Raw genomic sequence first — 16,348 nt, forward strand, 5'->3', positions numbered from 1 at the left:
CCTGCTTACGCTGTCAACCACTGACCCCCTACGAAGATCAGCAGCGAGAACGGGCGGCGGTGGCCGGGCTACGCCGACCTTTCAGCGGCGCGCTGGCGCGGGACGATCGACGCAGTGGCTTCGGCGGCGGCGTGGGATAGCTCGGGTAGAACGTCGCCGTAGAACTTGGCGGTGAAGTGCGGGCTGGAGTGGCGGAGTCGGCTAGAGATGATCTTCATCTGCACGCCGGCGGCCAGGCCCATGGTGGCGGCGCCGTGGCGAAGGTCGTGAAGTCGGATGGGTGGTAGCCCGGCTTGGGTGGCGAGGTGGTGGAAGTGGTCGGTGACGTCGGCCGGGTGGAGCCGCCCACCAGTGGGTGTAGTGAACACGAGTCCGGTGGTGGTCCAGGCCGCACCGGCGGCGAGGCGTTCGCGGTGTTGCCGGGTGCGGTGGGCGCGCAGTACCGCGACGGTTTCGGTGTCGAGAGCGACGGTGGCTTCGCTGTCGGTGGTTTTGGGGGTGTCGATGGTGGTGGCCCAGCCGTGTTGGACGAGTTGCCAGCGAACGGTGAGGGTGTGGGCGCCGAGGGCGAGGTCGTCCCAGTGCAGGCCGCAGGCTTCGCCTCGGCGGAGGCCGGTGAAGGTGATGAGGTGGTAGAGGGCGTAGAGCCGGTCGCCGGCGTCGTGGGTGTGGTCGAGGAATCGGCCGGTGTGTTCGGGGGTCCAGATCATGACGGGGCTGGGGGTTGTGCCGGTGTCGCGCCAGGTTTTGACGCGTTGCTCGGTCCAGACGGTGGGCTTGGGTGGTCGGGCTGTTGGTAGTTCGATCATGAGGGCGGGGTTGATGTCGATGTAGCGGTGGCGGCGCATCGCGTCGTTGAGGGCCTTACGCAGGGTGGCGTGGATGACGTGCAGGGTTCTGGGGCCGACGATCCGCTGGTTCTTGACCTGGTCGCGTTTGGCGGGCTCGCGGCTGGCGCGCAGGGTGGCGATGGTGGTGTTGCGCTCGGCGATGGCGTCGTACATGGCGTCGATGTGTCCGGGGCGGAGCCGGTCGATGCGCAGGTGGCCGAGGTGCGGGATCAGGTACAGCCGAATGTGTCCCTCGTAGGAGCGCAGGGTGCCGGTCTTGATGTTCTTGCGCCCGGCGAGCCAGTCGGTCAGGTACGCCTGCATGGTGGGCAGTTCGGTCGGGGTGATGTCCAGGTGCAGCGCCCGCCGGACCTGATCCGGGGTGGGGACGGGCGCGCCGGTCTTGACGGCAGTTTCGATCAGGTCGCCGGTCTTCACGGTGGTGTGCGGGTCGGTGGGGTCGGGGACGGCGAGCGTGGCTCGGATGCGGTCGAGGACGGTGTCGGCGTCGGCCTGGGTGGCGTAGGGGCCGTGGCGGAGCGGGCGGCGAGTGCCGTCGGCGCGGGCGGGTACTTCGATCTGCCAGTGCCAGTGGCCGTGGGTGCGGGACCAGCCGCCGCCGGGCCGGTGAAGCTGGGGACAGGAGCGTCCCAGTCGCCGGCCCGTGACTCTGTCGCGGCAGCCGCAGCGTTTGAAGGTGGATCCCTTCACTCATCGTCTCCTGGATGCTTCGTATGGTGCCGCCAGCGGTGTCGGGTGGAATCCGCTGGTGGCGGGGTCATCGCATCCACGCTCACCTTCGCCCCGGCTTCAAGTCGCCCGCCGCCGGCCGCGGCAGGGCCTGGCTGCAGAAGGTCCAGGAGGGCGGCGACCGGGACGATGATGCGGCTGCCGGCCCGGATCAGCGGTATGGGGAACTGGTCGGTGGCGGCGAGCCGGTACGCCTGGGATCGGCTGATCCCGAGCACCGACGCGGTGGTGGCGAGGGTGGTGGTCACGCCGAGGGCACGGATGCGCTCGATCGTCCACACCTGCCCAACACTGGGCGCGGTGGTGTTGTCGGTCGTCGTGCGGGTGGTCTGGTCAGCGGGGTTCGTTGGGCTGTTCATGATCAGGCTTCTCCTGGTTATGAGATGGATGGCTGTGCGGTAGGAGCGGGGTAGCCCCGTCGGGGTCGACCGGCGCAGGGGTGGCTGCTCCGCCACCGTTGCGCCGCTCCGGTGACAGAGGCGGTGGCGTCGGGTTGGTCGGTACGGCCGGGCTCGCGATCAGCTCAGGTGGTGCCGACGACTCAACCTTGAGGGTCTTGAGCAGTTCGGATATTCGGGTGTTGGACACGGTGTGACCGGCTGCGCGAAGGGCTTCGGCGAGCGCCGCCCGGGTCAGTGCCTGCCCGTCCGCAGCGAGCCGGTCCCGGACCTTTCGCGCCGCTGGCAGTAACTCGGCCACCGCACGGGACGGCTGCGGGGACGGTCCCCGGTCCGCTCGCTCCCGCCGTTCCCGTCCGCCCCCGTGACGACGAGCATCCGATGAGCGGACGGTCCGGTTGCTGGACCGCTCCCCCGCCGTGACGGCGGGCCCCACGGTCTCGTCCGGTCCGCTGTCCGGACGGGTCCATCCGGCCTCATCCGATTGGCAGTCCAGACCCGCCACGGCAGGGGCGGGCATGGCGGTACTGGTCCGGCCGAGGGCGATCTTGACCATGACGAGAAACCCGAGCGCGGGTACGGCGGCAGCGACCCACCCGATGATCGAGGGTTCGGCCTCGACGACCTGCGCTGCCAGGGACAGGGTGACCGCACACGCCAGCACCGTGGCCGGGAACACGGTGGAAGTGTGGGCGCGTTTGCGGCGTCGGAGTTCCAGGCCGGAGGCGATGGACATCAGCTCTAGGACGATCGCGTCGGCCCAGGCCAGCCAACCGGGCTGGCCGTGCGCGGCGGCCACGTTGTGTACGTGGGTGAAGCTGGCCGCCCCCGCTGCGCCGCCGATGGCCAGCATGATGACAACCTGGACGACACCCTCCACGCGGCTGCCACGCGGACTGCCGTCCGGGTCACGGACCGGCGCTGTCGTGACCCATCACCCCCTCAACCCTGACCGGCGTTCCGGTCCCGTCCGCCAGCGGTAGGCGGCAGGACCGGGTAGCGGACCGACCCGGCGTCGGACAACAGCCGGGACGGGGACCGGACATCGGTCGCGGACCGCCCGACGCGGACGCCGGAGCGAGAAGGGGTCCGCCGCTGTGGGAGCGGACGACTGGTGCTCTCACGGATCTGTCAGCGCCGACCGCGCTGCTCACGACAGATCCGTGACAGACGCCGGCCGTTGATGGCCGCTCCGGCGCGGAGGTACTGTCCACGGCCGTTGTGCCGTCGCCGATCACGCGGCCTCACCCGCCCGGCCGGAGACGTCAACGGCATATCCGGCCAGGTCGGCCAGCCGCAGCCGCTGGCCTTCCCGGCCGGCCATGGCCCACACCGCCTCTGCCGGGCTCAGGCCCGTCGTCGCGGCGTGGTCGCGGGCTCCGGTGGCAATCGGCACCGCCAGCGGCACGTCGGCCAGCACCCGGCGCAGGTTGCGCTCGCGGGCGGCCGAGTGCAGCCAGAACAGCACCGGCCACGCCCGCTCGATCGTGCCGAACAGCTCTTGATAGCCGTCCACCTTGCCGGCCAGGATCGACAACTGCTCGGCGCCGGTGTCGTACTCGACGAAGAACGGCACCTCGACATCGTTCTCGACCCACCGGCCGTAGCCGTCCGGGCGGACCCGCGGCTGATACGCCCGCACCAGCCCCGGATCGCGCCGGCTGGTGAACGTCCCGGCGCGCTGGCACACCGCCTCCGGCAACCACTCCATCAAGCCGGTCCCCGGATGGGTGCGGGCGTGCCCGGCCAGGTCGGTGAAGAAGCCGTTCACCCCGAGGCGGTGGGTGAGGCTGCGGGTCGAGGTCCAGCGCCGCCGCTCCGCCCGGGAGTGGTCGCGCCGTGGGGGGCGTTCGTCCCGGCTGGCCGCGACGACCTCGGCGCCGAGCTGGTCGATGACGTAGTGGTACGGGTACGAGCCGCCGTCGGCCCGCTGTGGCCGGAACCGGGCCACCATCCGCAGCCGGTACAGGGTTCGCAGCCGCCGCTGGCAGAAGTCCAACGACGGGAACAGAGCGTGCGCGATCTGGAACGACGTCAACACGCCGTGGTCGTACAACCAGCCCAGCAGCACACGGTCACGGCCGGTCAGCTGGGACTGGACCCGAAGGACCGGATCATCCACCGGCTACCACCTCCTTCCCCGGTAGGAACGCCAGCCCCAGGGGGAGAGACCCGAGACCAGGCAGGGTCTGTCGCAGGACAAGCCGACGGCGCTGACAGACGGACTGACCTGCGGTGTGAGAGGAAACAGGGGGTCGGTTCGGGGGTCCGGCTGAAGACTGACGTCAACGCTGACGCCAAGCCCGACCCCCGAACGGAGATCAAGCCGGAACTCGTCACTACCAATGCCTATGGCAGTAGGTGAAGGTGTCAGCGAAAGCACGAGAACTCCTTAGTTGAGGATCCAAAATGTGGTGCTGGCGGCCGTAGCTGGAGTACGACCAGGACTGCTGCCGGAGAGCAAAGCGTCTGGAGAGACGCAGTCCGGCGCTGGACCCACCGGACGGGTCCGTGCCGCGGTCACCCGTGCTGGCCTGCGTGCTGCGTCAGAAGCCAAGCGAGAACGTCTGGGACACTAGGGACCTCGTCTACGAGGAGGAGCACCCGTGATCCGAGCGATGTGGCAGGCCAGGCGCACCGGGCACCAACTTCGGCACGAGGAGATGATCTGGTCTGGGGAAAGGGCGAACGTCTACTTCTGCTCCTGCGGTGAACAGTTCTGGCCGAAGGAGGCGCCATACCGTGACTGGCGCGACAACCCGGTCCGCCGGGAGCGGGCCGAATGAACTAGCAAGTGCGTCGACTGGCCCCACCGCGGCGAGGTGGGCGTATTGCACTGGAAGACCCATAGGCTGGTCGAGTGGGCGCGCGGCGCAAGGACGCCCTTCGCCTGGGTCGACGACCAGATCTCCTACGACGATCACAGTGGGCTGCCCGGGCAGCGTGACGTGGTGCGGTCACGATCCGACCTCGATGAGGCGACACCTGCCGATGTTCCCCGGCACCTGCCATACCTGCTCGTCCGGCCAGTGGCGGTACAACAACTGCTGCGTAGTCGTGGCGACAGCGTTCCGCAGTGGCTCGTGGAGCAGGTCGGCCCGCAGCCGTTCCTCCCGCTCGGTGTCCTGGGCGATCAGCAGAACCGCTCCGACCGGCACCAGCCGGTCCGCGCGCCGGTAGCCGGCCAGCAGTCCACCCAGCCCTGACACCGGCCGCTCGTGCTCGGCGACAACGTCGCCGATCGGGCCACGGTCGACGTGTACCAGAAACCGCAGGCACCGCCCGTCCTGCAGCCATACGCCGTAACCGTCGGCCCGCAGGTGCGCCAGGTCGTGCTGCCGTAACCACGACGAGGTCTCCATCGTCGCCAGCCACTGGAACAGCTCGCACCGCCCCGGGTTGCGCCGCGACACCTCGACCAACGGCAGAAACAGCAGGGCATCCGCCGCGTTGGAGGGCCGCTGACCCAACTGCAGTGGAACCGGCCGCCCCGACGCCGTCAGGGCTCGGCGGAGCATCTCGGTTCCCTCGGGCGTGACCCCGTACCACCAGGTATGGGTCCGGTCCTCCGCCGAGCGCTCGCGGCGCACCAGTCCCGCCTCGTGCAGCCACATCATGTCCCGATGAGCCGTCAGCCGCGACACCGCACAGACAAGTGCCACGTCCAGCGTCGACGCGGAACCATGCTGCGCCAGGTACGACAGGATTCGCCGCCGCCGCGGAGACAACCGCCGCGTGGCACCCTGCTTATCCATCCCCCGATGATCCCTCCGGGCGCCGACAGTCCGACACCCCGTTCCCGACAACCGCAACAGAGAGTATTCAATGCGTGAACTGGGACACCGAAACTCAGGACCACCGTGACCGGAAACGGCGCTCGCCGCGGGCCGCTGGGTGACGCGTCAGCGGGCCGTGCGAGCACCCACATACCCAAACCGTGGTTTTGGGGTCGATTTTGGAGATCACTGTTCAGTGAATCAGCCGAATAGCTGAGGGCAGAAAACGCAGTACGGTCAAATCGGGCCGCCAGTAGTTGATCTCCCCGATTAGCGTCATACTGCGGCACCGATCTTCCAGAAGCACGCGACAAGCCTCTCCCGACTCGGCGATGACGCCCCACGCACCGAAGCGGGCTGTTACTGAACGTAACTACGCCAGCGGGTCATTCCTGCGTCTTCCCTCGGCAACGAGCTATACGCCAAGGGCCCATCCAGGTAGACGACCGGACGAGCCGGGGACTGTGTCTGCGACGAACTGGCCACTCGCTCGATCTCGCGGCTGTTGCCTCAACCACAGCCGCAGCTGTAGCGGCGTCAGCGGTCGTGGCCCCGCGCCGCGTCAGCGCGGACGTCGATGCTCAGGGCGTCGATGGCCATCCGAGTCAGCTCGGGAAGCTGCTCCTCGGTGAGGGCGACGCCCTGCAAATTGTCCAGTGATGCCGCGAAGGCGTGCAGTCGACTGCCCCGCAGGTCAGCGCCGTCGAGACGGCACGAGTCCAGTTCCAGATCGCTGAGGTCGCACGACCGCAACACAACACCGGAGAGCCGGCAGGATGACCAGGTGCCGTGGACAAGGGTGCAGTCGATGAAAGCCACCGAACCGGCGGCGCTGACGCGGCTCAGGGTGGCGTAGTCAAACCGGCAGTTGTCGAACAAAACGTCCTTCAGGCGAACGTCGATGAGTCGGGTTCCAGTGAAGCGGGAGCCGGTGACCGAGCACCGCTCCATGCTGACGCCGGTCAGGGCCGCTCCGGACAGGTCCGTCTGGACGATCTCGCAGCCATAAAGGGCACCGCCCTCCCAGGCGATCTCACCGAGATCCGCTCCGGTGATCCGGCAGCCTCGGATGCTCCAGTCCGCGATCTGCTGACCTCGCCAGGAGACCTCCTCCAACAGGCCGTCGCGGAGGTCGTCGTCGGGTAAGCCGGCGGCCTGGTCGAGGTCTTCCGGGTCGAGGTCGGGCAGGAGGATCGTCACGTCGCCCACGGTGGTCGTACGCATGTCTTTCCAACCTGTTCGGGCGCAGGGTGGGCACGCCACCCCGCACGTCGATCGTGTTGCCGGTCGGCGGGCTACTTCTTCTTGTTCCAGTTGTCCCAGCCGGGGCGGCTGTCGAACTTCCCCTTGTTGTCCCAGGTGGGGCGGTTGTCGAACTTCGCCGCGTCGATCGACGCTACCGCGCGCTTCGGGTCGACGCCGAGGAGGGCGAGGCGGTCCGGCGGTGCGTCGAGAAGCGCAGCGAGGGCGTTGGTCATGACGTGCCTCCTTGAGGGGTGAGGTGATCCGCGGCGGCGCGGATCAGGGCTTGCCGGGTGGTGCGGCAGTAGGCGGTCTCCCGGGCGGTGAAGGTGCCGTGTTCGAAGTAGCGGTTGCCGGCCTGAGCGCCCCGGCAGAAGTCGTAGAACGCGCAGCGGTCCGCGCAGTCGTTGAGCGCCGTCACGAACTCGGTGACGTATCGCAACTCACCGGCGCGGGCCACCATGTCGCCGATCGGTTCGCCGAGCACGTTGCCCGCGATGAAGTCGCCGTACCGCGGGCTCTTGATGCCCAGCAGTTCCGGTGACAGCAGGACCACCTGGCCGTCGTGGGCGACTGTCGGGATTGGTTCGTACGGGCCATGGTCGGTGAGGCCGGCACGGGTGCCGCCGAGGTAGCCGGCCAAGCGATCCAGGTCGCGGATCCGCAGCGGACTACCGGCGAGTCGGTGCCGGACGAGTCGACTCCAGAACCGGTACGCGGCTTCCTCCGGCACCGGCGCGCGTTCGGCGCCTTCTTGCTCCTCGATGTTGAAGCCCACCGACTCGCACCCGGGCAGGGCGGTGAAGAACTCGACGAGGTCGTCGGCGTTGTCGATGGTTTCAGGTGTGACGACGCAGATCACCGAGTACGGCAAGCCGGCCTCGGCCAGTGCACGCGCGCCGCGGATCGTGCGGGCCGTCGTCGCATGTCCGGCCCGGTCGATCCGGTTCCGGTTGAGCATGCCGGGTCCGTCGATGCTGACGCCGATCTCAAAGTCGTAGGCGGCGAACAGATCGCACCATCGCTCGTCGATGAGCGTCGCGTTGGTCTGGATCTCGTGGCGCACCCTTCCAGCCCGCCGTAGCTGCTCGAAGGGAGCGAGCAGCTCATTGAATGTGTCGATCGGCGTGGCGGTGGGCTCGCCGCCGTGCCACACCACGCTCACCGGATGAGCGCTGTCCTGGTGCTCGATTGAACGGGCGCAGGCGGTCGCGACAGTAACGGACATGAGCTGACGCGAGCGCCGATCGGGCAGGTAGCAGTAGCTGCAGTCCAGGTTGCAGAAGCTGGTGGGCTGCAGGACCAGGGTGTGGAAGGTCCCGGCGATGGCCGGCTGCCCTGTAGTGGCGATGATCCCGATCTCCCGGACGGTCATGTCTCCTCCGCTTCCTGCGATTCGGCGGTGGACGGGTGGCGGCGGTGCCGGACCGCCCAGCCGAGGAAGCGGTCGAACAGCTTCCTGACGTCGCCGGTGGTGCTCGGGTTGAGTCGGTGCAGGTCGTCGATGGCCTCGTGCAGGCAGCCGGCCAGGTAGAGCAGCAGGTTGAGCCGGCTGCCCTGGTAGCTGGTCAACAGGGCGAGCTTGGCCCGTCCACAGGGCCAGGGCTGCCCACAGACCCGGCACAGCCAGAGCGGACGCAGCGGCAGATGCTCCGACGGCGGTTTCGGGTCGACCTCAGCGGCAGACACTCCGTCGCCGCTCACCGGCGGTCGCTTTCCCGCGTCTGCCGCTCGAACACGATCCGCCAGACGTGTGTCAGCAGTGGCGGATCGGTCGAGCCCCGCCGCGCCGACGCCGCAGCCGCGGCTGCGCGGTCTGTCGTCAGCTCGCCGGTCGCCGCGTACCGCGACACGTACACCGTCATAGCCGACTCGCAGTCGGCGCCGGCGCGTTTGTGCGGTGGGCTTGCCGGCGTACCGGCAAGCCCACCGCCGTCGGCCAGCGGCTGGGAGCAAACCGCCGGTCACCCGCCCACGCAGCCCTGCTGGCGGTACGCGAACGGGGAGTCACCCGTGCGGTCGACGGAGTGCCCGACGCGAGCACTTGCCGGTGCGTCGGGTCGCATTCCGACCTGTCGCGGATCGGCACGTCCATCTGGATCTCCCTGCCGTGACATTGCCGCTGGCCCGTCGGCGCGCCATGGAGGTCAGGATGGTCCTGGACCGTTGCGCCGACGTGTTCCTGACGTCCACGATCGCTGGCGGCACTGGCCGGGAGGCAGACCCAGCGTGGTGGGGCACGGTGGGCCTCACCGTGTCCCACCTGGGCCAATTCGGAGAGAACAGGCGGTGCGCGCCCTACAAGACTCGGCTCAGAGGATGTGCCAGCGGCGGAGTTCCGACGCGTCGTCGACGAGGCCCCGGATCCGGTGGTGCACCTCGTCGGCGGCCTCGGTTCCGGGCCGCGACTTGCGAGCGTTGGTGGCGATCATTTGCAGCTCACGGAGCTGGCACAGCTCTTCGAATCTCGGCCAGGATGTGGCATCCCAGCCGTAGGCGGCGGTGAAGCCGGCGAAGGCATCGGGACCGGGCGGGTCGAACCGGCGGCAGTGGACAGCGACCGTGGCGATGTCCCACTCCCGGGGCCCGAGGGCGGCGCCGTCCCAGTCGGCCAGTACGGGCGTGCCGTCGAAGCGCCGGAGCGCGTTGCGGATCTGCGGATCGGACTGGATCATGCTCGTGCCGCAGGGAAACTGCATCGCCTCCCAGCCGGCGGCCAGCGTCTCGAGCCGGCCCATAAGCAGATCCTGTTCCTTGCCGTTCAGGATCTCCGAACGGGTGACGGCCCGCTCGATGCCGTGGATCGGTCGCAGTGAAGGCAGCGGCACCGGCGGAGCGGGCAAGGCGTGCAGGTCCCGGAGGAGGCTTCCGAGCTCGGAGACGGTGATGGGGTCGTCGTGTGCCGGGTCCAGACGCTGCCAGACCGTAACGGCGTACCCGCCCACCCGCATCGGCTGGGACACGCCCGGATGAAGGCCCACCGTGGGGAAACCTCGGGCCACCAGCCAGTCGACCACGGCCACCATCCCGCGCACCCGTTCCAGGTCGTGGTCGCCCGGGGCGATCTTGACGACCACGTCACCGACTGCGTAAACGGCGTTGGTGTGGTGCCGCAGCAGGATCGCGTTCGAGTCGGGGTAGCCGAGGAGACGACACACCTCGGCGAGCACCGGCCGGGTGCGCGCCTCGACGAACATGGGGCTCCTAGGGACCGAGTGCGGCTGTGGTCCCAAGACTACGGGCGCGCTCGCGGCACGCCCGTAGGTAATCCGTCAAGCTGGCGACCTCGCCGCGCCCGTTTTTCTCGGGGATCGCCGTGGCCACGTCGGTGGCCCTGGTCAGGATGATCTCCGTACGCTGCGTCTCTGGCAGGCCCGCGACGGCATCACGCGCCGTCAGGGCCGCTTCGGTCGCCCGCCGGGCCTGCGCGAGGCACATCGACCGGTCCAGGGCGATGAGCGCCGCGTCGATCGGTACCGCCGGAGCCGCGCCGTAGAGCCGCAATGCCTCGTCCTGGACCCGGTACGCCTCCACCGTGTCACCGAGCCAGGTGTATGCCCCGGAGAGGTAGAACAGCAGCCGCTTCGCCGGAAACCTGAACGCCACGTCGGTGTCCTCGTCGCCAGCCTGATCGAACAGCCGCCGTGCCTGATCGATGGCCGACCGTGCCTGCTCGACGGCGCCGATCCGGGCCAGAGCACGCGCCCGGCCCGCCGCTGCCAGGGCACCCGGCGACGATGCGTTCGACGTCACCGCCAGAGCCGCATCTGCCAGCCCGACGGTTTGGGTGGGGTCCCCGAAGTAGTACGGCAGCATCGCCGCCTGGGCCCGCACGAGCACCCTGAAACGAGCATCCCCGCTGTCGTCCGCCGCGTGGATCGCCGTGCCGTACCACCGTCGAGCCTCGGACACGTCTCCGAGCCTCATCAACGCATCGGCGCACATCGTCGCCAGCAACGCCGCCACCCCGGACAGCCGGGACTGGACTGCCGCCGGCTGCCGCCGAAGCGAAAGCGCCTGGACCTCTCGGCAGTCGGCAGCCAGCAGCGACAGCATGATGTGCGGCGAAGCCGAAGGGTAGACCCTCATATGCTCGCCCGCAGCTTGTTCAATCAGCTCAAGCTGCCGAGGAGCGGCACTCGCCGCCGCCAGAGCCTCGTCCAGTCCCAGTCGGAGTCTGACCAGATTGCTGACCTCGACACGGGCGTCGACACCGGCCGGCGAGCGGTCCGCTCCAACCTCCACGGCCAGGCGGTCGGGGTCGCGAGGCACAACGATGTCCTCGTCGCGCCCGAGTCCCATAGCCGGACGCGGAATGTTCAGACCGGCTGCGATCCGTTCCAAAACCTCGTAGGCCGTGACCTGCCGGACGCCTTTGGCGATTTCAGCAGCACGGTTGGGCGAGACGCCAACGAGAGCCGCGATCCTGCCGTATGACACACCCCGGGCATGAAGGAAGCGGAAGACCGCGGTGATGTCGCGCCGCCGCAGAAACTCAGTGATCGGTCGACCGTTCCAAAGCCCCGAACTCCACCACTCGGGATCCACCTGCGCGGCCACGAGCACCTCCGAACGGACGACGACCATCTGCCAGCACAGCGCATCCGCGCCGTCACATCAAGTCAATGACGGCCGAGTCGACAGCCCATCCAGAGTCGACGCGCGGGGGAAGCATCCGGAAGACCCACGATGAGCCCTCACGGTGTCCTCGTGGGAATCAAGTGCGGGCTCCGGAGTGTCGCCACCTGTCCGGCCTGAGCCTTGGTCGCCGGTCGGGGATCAGAGCAAGTCGAAGTGACTGCAGATGAGCGAAGAGGTGTCTATCAACCATCTGCCATAGCCGAGCAGAAGAAGTAATCTCTGGCTCTCACCAGGCAGAACACCTGAAGAAGCTCGATGCCGAACGTCGAGCCGCCCCGGGGCCCACCGAACGCCCATTGGCATCCATCACTGCCCAACGTAGGGTCACCACCCAGTCACGTTAAGCGCAACGGACCGGGCGGCGGCTTGCGGATGATGACCAACACACACAGAGCCAACTGCGCAAACGCCCAGAGGCCGGGCTGCACATGCTCCGGTTGCGGGGGTTCACAACACGGGTGGAAAGGATGGGCAAGTCTGGCCGCAGACCGGCCAGAGAAGCGCGACGACCGGCGGCGTGAGCTCAAGCAGAGGGTAGAAGGGGACGGGCGATCCGGACGCCAAAAGTTCAACACCCACAACCGGCAAATCTACTTCGACCTCGCACGCCTGGACATCGCCGACTACCTGTGGGCCGCTGACGGCCGAGCCAAGATCAACGGCCGTTTGCCACGCGGTGTCGAACCAACATCGACGTCATCAGACCTTGGTCGAATGGACACCCTGGCCCACCAGGTCATGGAGAACACGTGGCCCGAGATCTCAGCCGGCATAGACAGCCTCGTCCGGAATGAGTCTGACGCCAGGGAGGTCAAGAAGCGCCTGGCCGATCACACGTGGTGCGGTCTGCTGGTGGCGCTGATCCAGTTGATCGAGAGGGTCAACAAGGCCGTCGACTTGCTCACGGGTACCGCCAAGCAGTTCATCACCGGCGCGTTGTCGCGGCTGTTCGATTCGGGACTGCCCCGGCTGGTGACCGACGCCGTCATCAGCCTTGTCGTGGACAAGGTGTGTTCAGCTCTAGCGAGGCTGCTGGAAGCTCACTTTCCCCTTCTGGGAACAGACACCCTGCGCGCCCTCCGGATGCTGGCCATCTTCACCTGCCCCTCGATCGAACACCACCCAGAGGTCTACAAGCACGCCGTCAGGCCGCTCCTGGGCGACGCGAACGAGATCATCACGGACGAGATCAAGACGCAGGTAGTGGCCCTCTTCAGCGCGTGGTGGCGGCGGCGCGCCCCGGAAGCTCTCGCCTGACAGCGACCGGATGCGGACCACACGTCGCCCCATCGAGCCCATACCGGGCAAGAACCAGTGGTGCGCCCTCGCGCGTCCACGAGGCCTGCGCCCAGTCCCGGCAACACCCACCGGTCCAACGGCTCCCGAGCACCCGCCGAGCGACCACTCACCACACGCGTACGCGAAAAAGGCCCCGGCCCGGTGTGAAACACCAGGTCAGGGCCTTGATCGTTGGTGCGCCGCCAGGGACTCGAACCCCGAACCCGCGGATTAAGAGTCCGCTGCTCTGCCAGTTGAGCTAGCGGCGCTCGCTGACAACGGGGAGAGACATTAACAGGGCCGCCGGCGCGGCCGAGCGGGAGGGCCCGGCTACGGGTGGATCACCACCCGCCGGCCGCGCAGCTCACCCTCTTCCAGCATGCGGTGCGCGTCGGCCACGGCCGACAACGGCAGCGGCACGACCGGCACCACGGCCTGCTCGGCGGCGCTGCCCTGCCTCCCGTCGTACCCCAGGCTGTTGCACCAGACCAGGTCTCCGGCGTGGAAGCCGGCAGCGCCCGGTCCCACCTCGGCCACCCGGCCGACGAGGTCGCGGCCGACCACGAGCGGCAGCGGCAGCGGCGTGCGGTAGGCACCGGAGCGTACGAAGGTGTCGACCGGGTTGACGGTGGTGGCGATCACGTCGACGAGGACGTCGGTCGGGCCCGGGTGGGGTGCCGGCAGGTCGCCGAACCGGATGTCGGCGGCCGGTCCGGGACGCTCGATGTACGCGGCTCGCATCGCCTCATTCTGCTCGGCGTTCCCGGCAGGCCGCCCGACGGGGAACTCCGGGTACCGGAGGGCGACCTCGACCACGAGAAGCTGCTGCCCCCGAAGCGGTCAGCCGGTTCATCCGTCGCCTACCGGACAACCTGGTGACTGCCCGCAGGCGGCCGTCCAACATGCACTGATGGCCGAACCCAACCTGCCCCCGACGCCTGACTCCTCCTGGAAGCGCCGGCCAGGTGGCCTCTACGTTCCCCGCGAGAGCCACGTCCCACCAGCCGTCGCGTCCGCAGAGCGGGGCCACAAGCTCACCGACTGGCTACAAGGCATCGGAACGATGGTCGCCGCCGTCATCGCCGCCCTGGCCCTACTCGTCGGAGCACTGACCCTGCAGGACCAGCAGCAGATCAACGAGGTGACACGCGAAAGAGCAGAGCGACGGTACGTGGAACGAGTCGCCTGGTGGATCGAGGAAACCGGCAAGTCGCACGTGATCCACATTCAGAACCGATCACCAGTGCGGCTGCTGGACGTCGAGGCCCTCTACCGCCCGATCGACACGGCGGATGACCGGCTGGGGGTGGCGCAGTTCGAGCAGATGATCTTGCCGTGCACGATGGTCGGTTACGAGCTGGTCCTGCTGGACGGCGATCACCGGGACGAAAAGATCTGGCCAGTCGTGAGTGAGGGTGCCGACGCACGGTTCCTGGTCAATGATCCGCCGTCCGGCTGGACCCTGCGGCTACACGACTCCTACGGGGGGTGGGACTTCCCGTTCGACGGCTCACCCCGGCCCATATCCGGCAACAGGACCCCCTTCCAGATCTACCGGTCGGCCTTGTTGAAGAAACCGAAGTACCAACGCGAGATCGCAGACTGCAGTGAAGGCGGATAGCGCAACGGACACCCGCAGTTGCCCGGGCCGGTACACCGACACAACGCCCGGGCAGCGGGTCGCCCGGCATCCGCGGTCGCTCACCGAGCGACCACCACCGCCGGACCCGAAAAAGGCCCCGACCCGGCGAGAAACGCCAGGTCAGGGCCTTGATTGCTGGTGCGCCGCCAGGGACTCGAACCCCGAACCCGCGGATTAAGAGTCCGCTGCTCTGCCAGTTGAGCTAGCGGCGCTCGCTGGCAACGGGGAGAAGATTAGCACGGGCGCTGAGCGGGGTTCCAATCCGATACCCGGCTCCCCCCTTCGGGCGAGCTTTACGGGCAAATGCATCGAAGACCCCAACTTGATCCCGCAGGGGGCCTGCCGGCGACGCGAGATGCGGCACTATGTCCGCCAGGCACGCGAGAACAGAGGTGGGGATGGTCAGGTTCACGCGGGCCGGGGCGTTGGTGGGCGCCCTGGCTCTGGCGGCTTCGCTGGTACTGACAGGTTGCGGCGACGAGCAGCGGAAACCGTCGTTCGTCGTTGGATCGGCACCGGGCACCGCCCCCGATGCCGCGATCGGCGACTCATCAGCGCCGGCCACTCCCGCCGGCCCGCCGCTGCCGGTCAGCCCGGGGGACGGAGCGAAGAACAAGCCGGTCAGCACCGAGATCAGCGCGGACCTGCCGGACGGCGCCAAGATCAAAGAGGTCACGCTGACCAACGCCGCCGGCGATCGGGTGCCGGGCAAGCTGCGCACCGACGGCTCGTCGTGGGTGCCGAACGCACCGCTGAAGTACGGAACCAGCTACACGGCGACCGTCACCGCGGCCGGCTCCGACGGGGCCACACATCAGGGGACCAGCACCTTCACCACGATGAAGAAGCCGAAGTCGACCATCGGCTCCGGGCTGTACCTCTTCGACGACAAGACGTACGGCGTGGCCATGCCGGTGGTGGCCGAGTTCCATCCGGGGATCCCGAAGAAGGACCGCGCGGCCGTGCAGAAGCGGTTGTTCGTCCGCACCGACCCGCCGCAGCCGGGGGCCTGGCACTGGGTGGACAACGGCACCCAGGCCTACTACCGCGCGCCGGAGTACTGGAAGCCGGGCACGACGCTCGACGTCCGGATCGCGTTGGCCGGCATCCCGTTGAGCAACGGCCGCTACGGCGACGTGGACCGGAAGGCGACCGCCAAGATCGGTCGCTCCTTCGTGATGAAGGTGGACAACACCACCAAGAAGATGACGGTGTACGAGGACGGCAAGGTGACCCGGACCATGCCGGTGAGCCTGGGCAAGAAGAGCACCCCCTCCTCCAGCGGCACGATGGTCGTGATGGAGAAGAAGGAGAAGACCGTCTTCGACACCCGGGACGACCCCGATCCCGCCAACCGCTACGTCACGGACATCGAGTACGCCCAGCGGCTGACCTGGGGCGGTGAGTACATCCACGCCGCACCCTGGTCGGTAGGCGATCAGGGCCGGCGCAACGTGTCGCACGGCTGCGTGAACGTCTCCACCGCCAATGCCCGCTGGCTGTTCGAGAAGACGAGGATCGGCGACCCGATCACCGTCAAGGGCACCGAGCGCAAGCTGGCCGCCGGTAACGGCTGGACCGCCTGGAGTCTGAGCTGGTCGCAGTTCATCAAGGGCAGCGCCCTGCCGGTGCCCGACGGCGGGGCCGGCCCGGCGCTCTGACGTCGCCGTGCGCGCCGGCTCGCGACGTCGAGCCGGCGCGGCGGTACGCGTACGCTGTTGCGTCGATGGGCGGGATCGACACCCGACTCGGATAACCGAACTTCGCTCGTGAACCGCGAATTCTAGCAAC

General features: G+C 68.4%; 17 protein-coding genes and 2 tRNA genes. 4 read left to right on the plus strand and 15 right to left on the minus strand.

What is annotated here, in order from left to right:
* Positions 1-68: 68 nt before the first annotated feature.
* From AB0F98_RS04025 to AB0F98_RS04040, 4 genes are all read right to left on the minus strand, one after another.
* Positions 69-1,541 (minus strand): tyrosine-type recombinase/integrase, encoded by a 1,473-nt coding sequence (locus AB0F98_RS04025; protein ID WP_357728234.1) that lies wholly within the window; start codon positions 1,539-1,541, stop codon positions 69-71.
* Positions 1,538-1,939, minus strand: coding sequence for a hypothetical protein (locus AB0F98_RS04030; protein WP_357728237.1), 402 nt, complete (start codon positions 1,937-1,939; stop codon positions 1,538-1,540). The genes AB0F98_RS04025 and AB0F98_RS04030 overlap by 4 nt, the downstream gene beginning before the upstream one ends.
* Positions 1,914-2,858 (minus strand): DUF2637 domain-containing protein, encoded by a 945-nt coding sequence (locus AB0F98_RS04035; protein ID WP_357728240.1) that lies wholly within the window; start codon positions 2,856-2,858, stop codon positions 1,914-1,916. Before AB0F98_RS04035 ends, AB0F98_RS04030 begins: the two co-directional genes overlap by 26 nt.
* 354 nt (positions 2,859-3,212) lie before the next feature.
* Positions 3,213-4,100 carry a replication-relaxation family protein gene (locus tag AB0F98_RS04040; RefSeq protein ID WP_357728243.1) on the minus strand — a complete coding sequence of 296 codons (888 nt, stop codon included), beginning with the start codon at positions 4,098-4,100 and terminating at the stop codon, positions 3,213-3,215.
* A 484-nt stretch (positions 4,101-4,584) separates the two neighbouring features.
* On the opposite strand from AB0F98_RS04040, the gene AB0F98_RS04045 reads away from it, so the two are divergent.
* On the plus strand, positions 4,585-4,764 hold the full coding sequence (locus AB0F98_RS04045; protein WP_357728246.1) for a hypothetical protein: 180 nt from the start codon (positions 4,585-4,587) through the stop codon (positions 4,762-4,764).
* Between the two features lie 171 nt (positions 4,765-4,935).
* Here AB0F98_RS04045 and AB0F98_RS04050 read toward each other — a convergent pair whose 3' ends face one another.
* From AB0F98_RS04050 to AB0F98_RS04085, 8 genes are all read right to left on the minus strand, one after another.
* Entirely contained in the window at positions 4,936-5,733 is a 798-nt protein-coding gene (locus tag AB0F98_RS04050; RefSeq protein ID WP_357728249.1) for a DeoR family transcriptional regulator, read from the minus strand.
* A gap of 558 nt (positions 5,734-6,291) precedes the next feature.
* On the minus strand, positions 6,292-6,978 hold the full coding sequence (locus tag AB0F98_RS04055; protein ID WP_357728252.1) for a pentapeptide repeat-containing protein: 687 nt from the start codon (positions 6,976-6,978) through the stop codon (positions 6,292-6,294).
* Positions 6,979-7,049: 71 nt separating this feature from the next.
* On the minus strand, positions 7,050-7,232 hold the full coding sequence (gene amcA, locus AB0F98_RS04060; protein ID WP_357728255.1) for a multiple cyclophane-containing RiPP AmcA: 183 nt from the start codon (positions 7,230-7,232) through the stop codon (positions 7,050-7,052).
* The gene (amcB, locus tag AB0F98_RS04065; protein WP_357728258.1) at positions 7,229-8,371 is read right to left on the minus strand and encodes a cyclophane-forming radical SAM peptide maturase AmcB; all 1,143 of its coding nucleotides are present in this window, start codon (positions 8,369-8,371) and stop codon (positions 7,229-7,231) included. Before amcB ends, amcA (AB0F98_RS04060) begins: the two co-directional genes overlap by 4 nt.
* Positions 8,368-8,685, minus strand: coding sequence for a hypothetical protein (locus tag AB0F98_RS04070; protein ID WP_357728261.1), 318 nt, complete (start codon positions 8,683-8,685; stop codon positions 8,368-8,370). Before AB0F98_RS04070 ends, amcB begins: the two co-directional genes overlap by 4 nt.
* Positions 8,686-8,696: 11 nt before the next feature.
* Positions 8,697-8,861, minus strand: a complete 165-nt coding sequence (gene amcA / locus AB0F98_RS04075) for a multiple cyclophane-containing RiPP AmcA (protein WP_357728264.1) — start codon at positions 8,859-8,861, stop codon at positions 8,697-8,699.
* Between the two features lie 447 nt (positions 8,862-9,308).
* Positions 9,309-10,193 carry a phosphotransferase gene (locus AB0F98_RS04080; protein WP_357728267.1) on the minus strand — a complete coding sequence of 295 codons (885 nt, stop codon included), beginning with the start codon at positions 10,191-10,193 and terminating at the stop codon, positions 9,309-9,311.
* 7 nt (positions 10,194-10,200) lie between these two features.
* Positions 10,201-11,583 (minus strand): hypothetical protein, encoded by a 1,383-nt coding sequence (locus tag AB0F98_RS04085; RefSeq protein ID WP_357728270.1) that lies wholly within the window; start codon positions 11,581-11,583, stop codon positions 10,201-10,203.
* A 768-nt stretch (positions 11,584-12,351) separates the two neighbouring features.
* Between AB0F98_RS04085 and AB0F98_RS04090 the strand changes: the two genes are divergently transcribed.
* On the plus strand, positions 12,352-12,894 hold the full coding sequence (locus AB0F98_RS04090) for a hypothetical protein (protein WP_255511060.1): 543 nt from the start codon (positions 12,352-12,354) through the stop codon (positions 12,892-12,894).
* Between the two features lie 214 nt (positions 12,895-13,108).
* Here the strand turns inward: AB0F98_RS04090 and AB0F98_RS04095 are convergent.
* Positions 13,109-13,184 (minus strand) — tRNA-Lys (locus AB0F98_RS04095).
* Between the two features lie 61 nt (positions 13,185-13,245).
* Positions 13,246-13,656, minus strand: a complete 411-nt coding sequence (locus AB0F98_RS04100; RefSeq protein WP_357728274.1) for an alcohol dehydrogenase catalytic domain-containing protein — start codon at positions 13,654-13,656, stop codon at positions 13,246-13,248.
* A gap of 169 nt (positions 13,657-13,825) precedes the next feature.
* On the opposite strand from AB0F98_RS04100, the gene AB0F98_RS04105 reads away from it, so the two are divergent.
* Positions 13,826-14,536 (plus strand): hypothetical protein, encoded by a 711-nt coding sequence (locus tag AB0F98_RS04105; protein WP_357728277.1) that lies wholly within the window; start codon positions 13,826-13,828, stop codon positions 14,534-14,536.
* Positions 14,537-14,693: 157 nt separating this feature from the next.
* On the opposite strand, the gene AB0F98_RS04110 is transcribed toward AB0F98_RS04105, so the two are convergent.
* A tRNA-Lys gene (locus tag AB0F98_RS04110) sits at positions 14,694-14,769 on the minus strand.
* A gap of 186 nt (positions 14,770-14,955) precedes the next feature.
* Here AB0F98_RS04110 and AB0F98_RS04115 point away from each other — a divergent pair.
* The gene (locus AB0F98_RS04115) at positions 14,956-16,218 is read left to right on the plus strand and encodes an Ig-like domain-containing protein (RefSeq protein WP_357728280.1); all 1,263 of its coding nucleotides are present in this window, start codon (positions 14,956-14,958) and stop codon (positions 16,216-16,218) included.
* The last annotated feature ends 130 nt before the right edge of the window (positions 16,219-16,348 follow it).

Origin of the sequence: Micromonospora sp. NPDC023737, from assembly GCF_040639715.1 — a bacterium.
GTDB lineage: Bacteria > Actinomycetota > Actinomycetes > Mycobacteriales > Micromonosporaceae > Micromonospora.

Coding starts and splice junctions, on each gene's coding strand:
- AB0F98_RS04030 (WP_357728237.1), bottom strand. CDS start 1,939: ATGAACAGCCCAACGAACCCCGCTGACCAGACCACCCGCACGACGACC.
- AB0F98_RS04050 (WP_357728249.1), bottom strand. CDS start 5,733: ATGGATAAGCAGGGTGCCACGCGGCGGTTGTCTCCGCGGCGGCGGCGA.
- AB0F98_RS04055 (WP_357728252.1), bottom strand. CDS start 6,978: ATGCGTACGACCACCGTGGGCGACGTGACGATCCTCCTGCCCGACCTC.
- amcA (WP_357728255.1), bottom strand. CDS start 7,232: ATGACCAACGCCCTCGCTGCGCTTCTCGACGCACCGCCGGACCGCCTC.
- amcB (WP_357728258.1), bottom strand. CDS start 8,371: ATGACCGTCCGGGAGATCGGGATCATCGCCACTACAGGGCAGCCGGCC.
- amcA (WP_357728264.1), bottom strand. CDS start 8,861: ATGACGGTGTACGTGTCGCGGTACGCGGCGACCGGCGAGCTGACGACA.
- AB0F98_RS04080 (WP_357728267.1), bottom strand. CDS start 10,193: ATGTTCGTCGAGGCGCGCACCCGGCCGGTGCTCGCCGAGGTGTGTCGT.
- AB0F98_RS04085 (WP_357728270.1), bottom strand. CDS start 11,583: ATGGTCGTCGTCCGTTCGGAGGTGCTCGTGGCCGCGCAGGTGGATCCC.
- AB0F98_RS04090 (WP_255511060.1), top strand. CDS start 12,352: ATGGACACCCTGGCCCACCAGGTCATGGAGAACACGTGGCCCGAGATC.
- AB0F98_RS04100 (WP_357728274.1), bottom strand. CDS start 13,656: ATGCGAGCCGCGTACATCGAGCGTCCCGGACCGGCCGCCGACATCCGG.
- AB0F98_RS04105 (WP_357728277.1), top strand. CDS start 13,826: ATGGCCGAACCCAACCTGCCCCCGACGCCTGACTCCTCCTGGAAGCGC.
- AB0F98_RS04115 (WP_357728280.1), top strand. CDS start 14,956: ATGGTCAGGTTCACGCGGGCCGGGGCGTTGGTGGGCGCCCTGGCTCTG.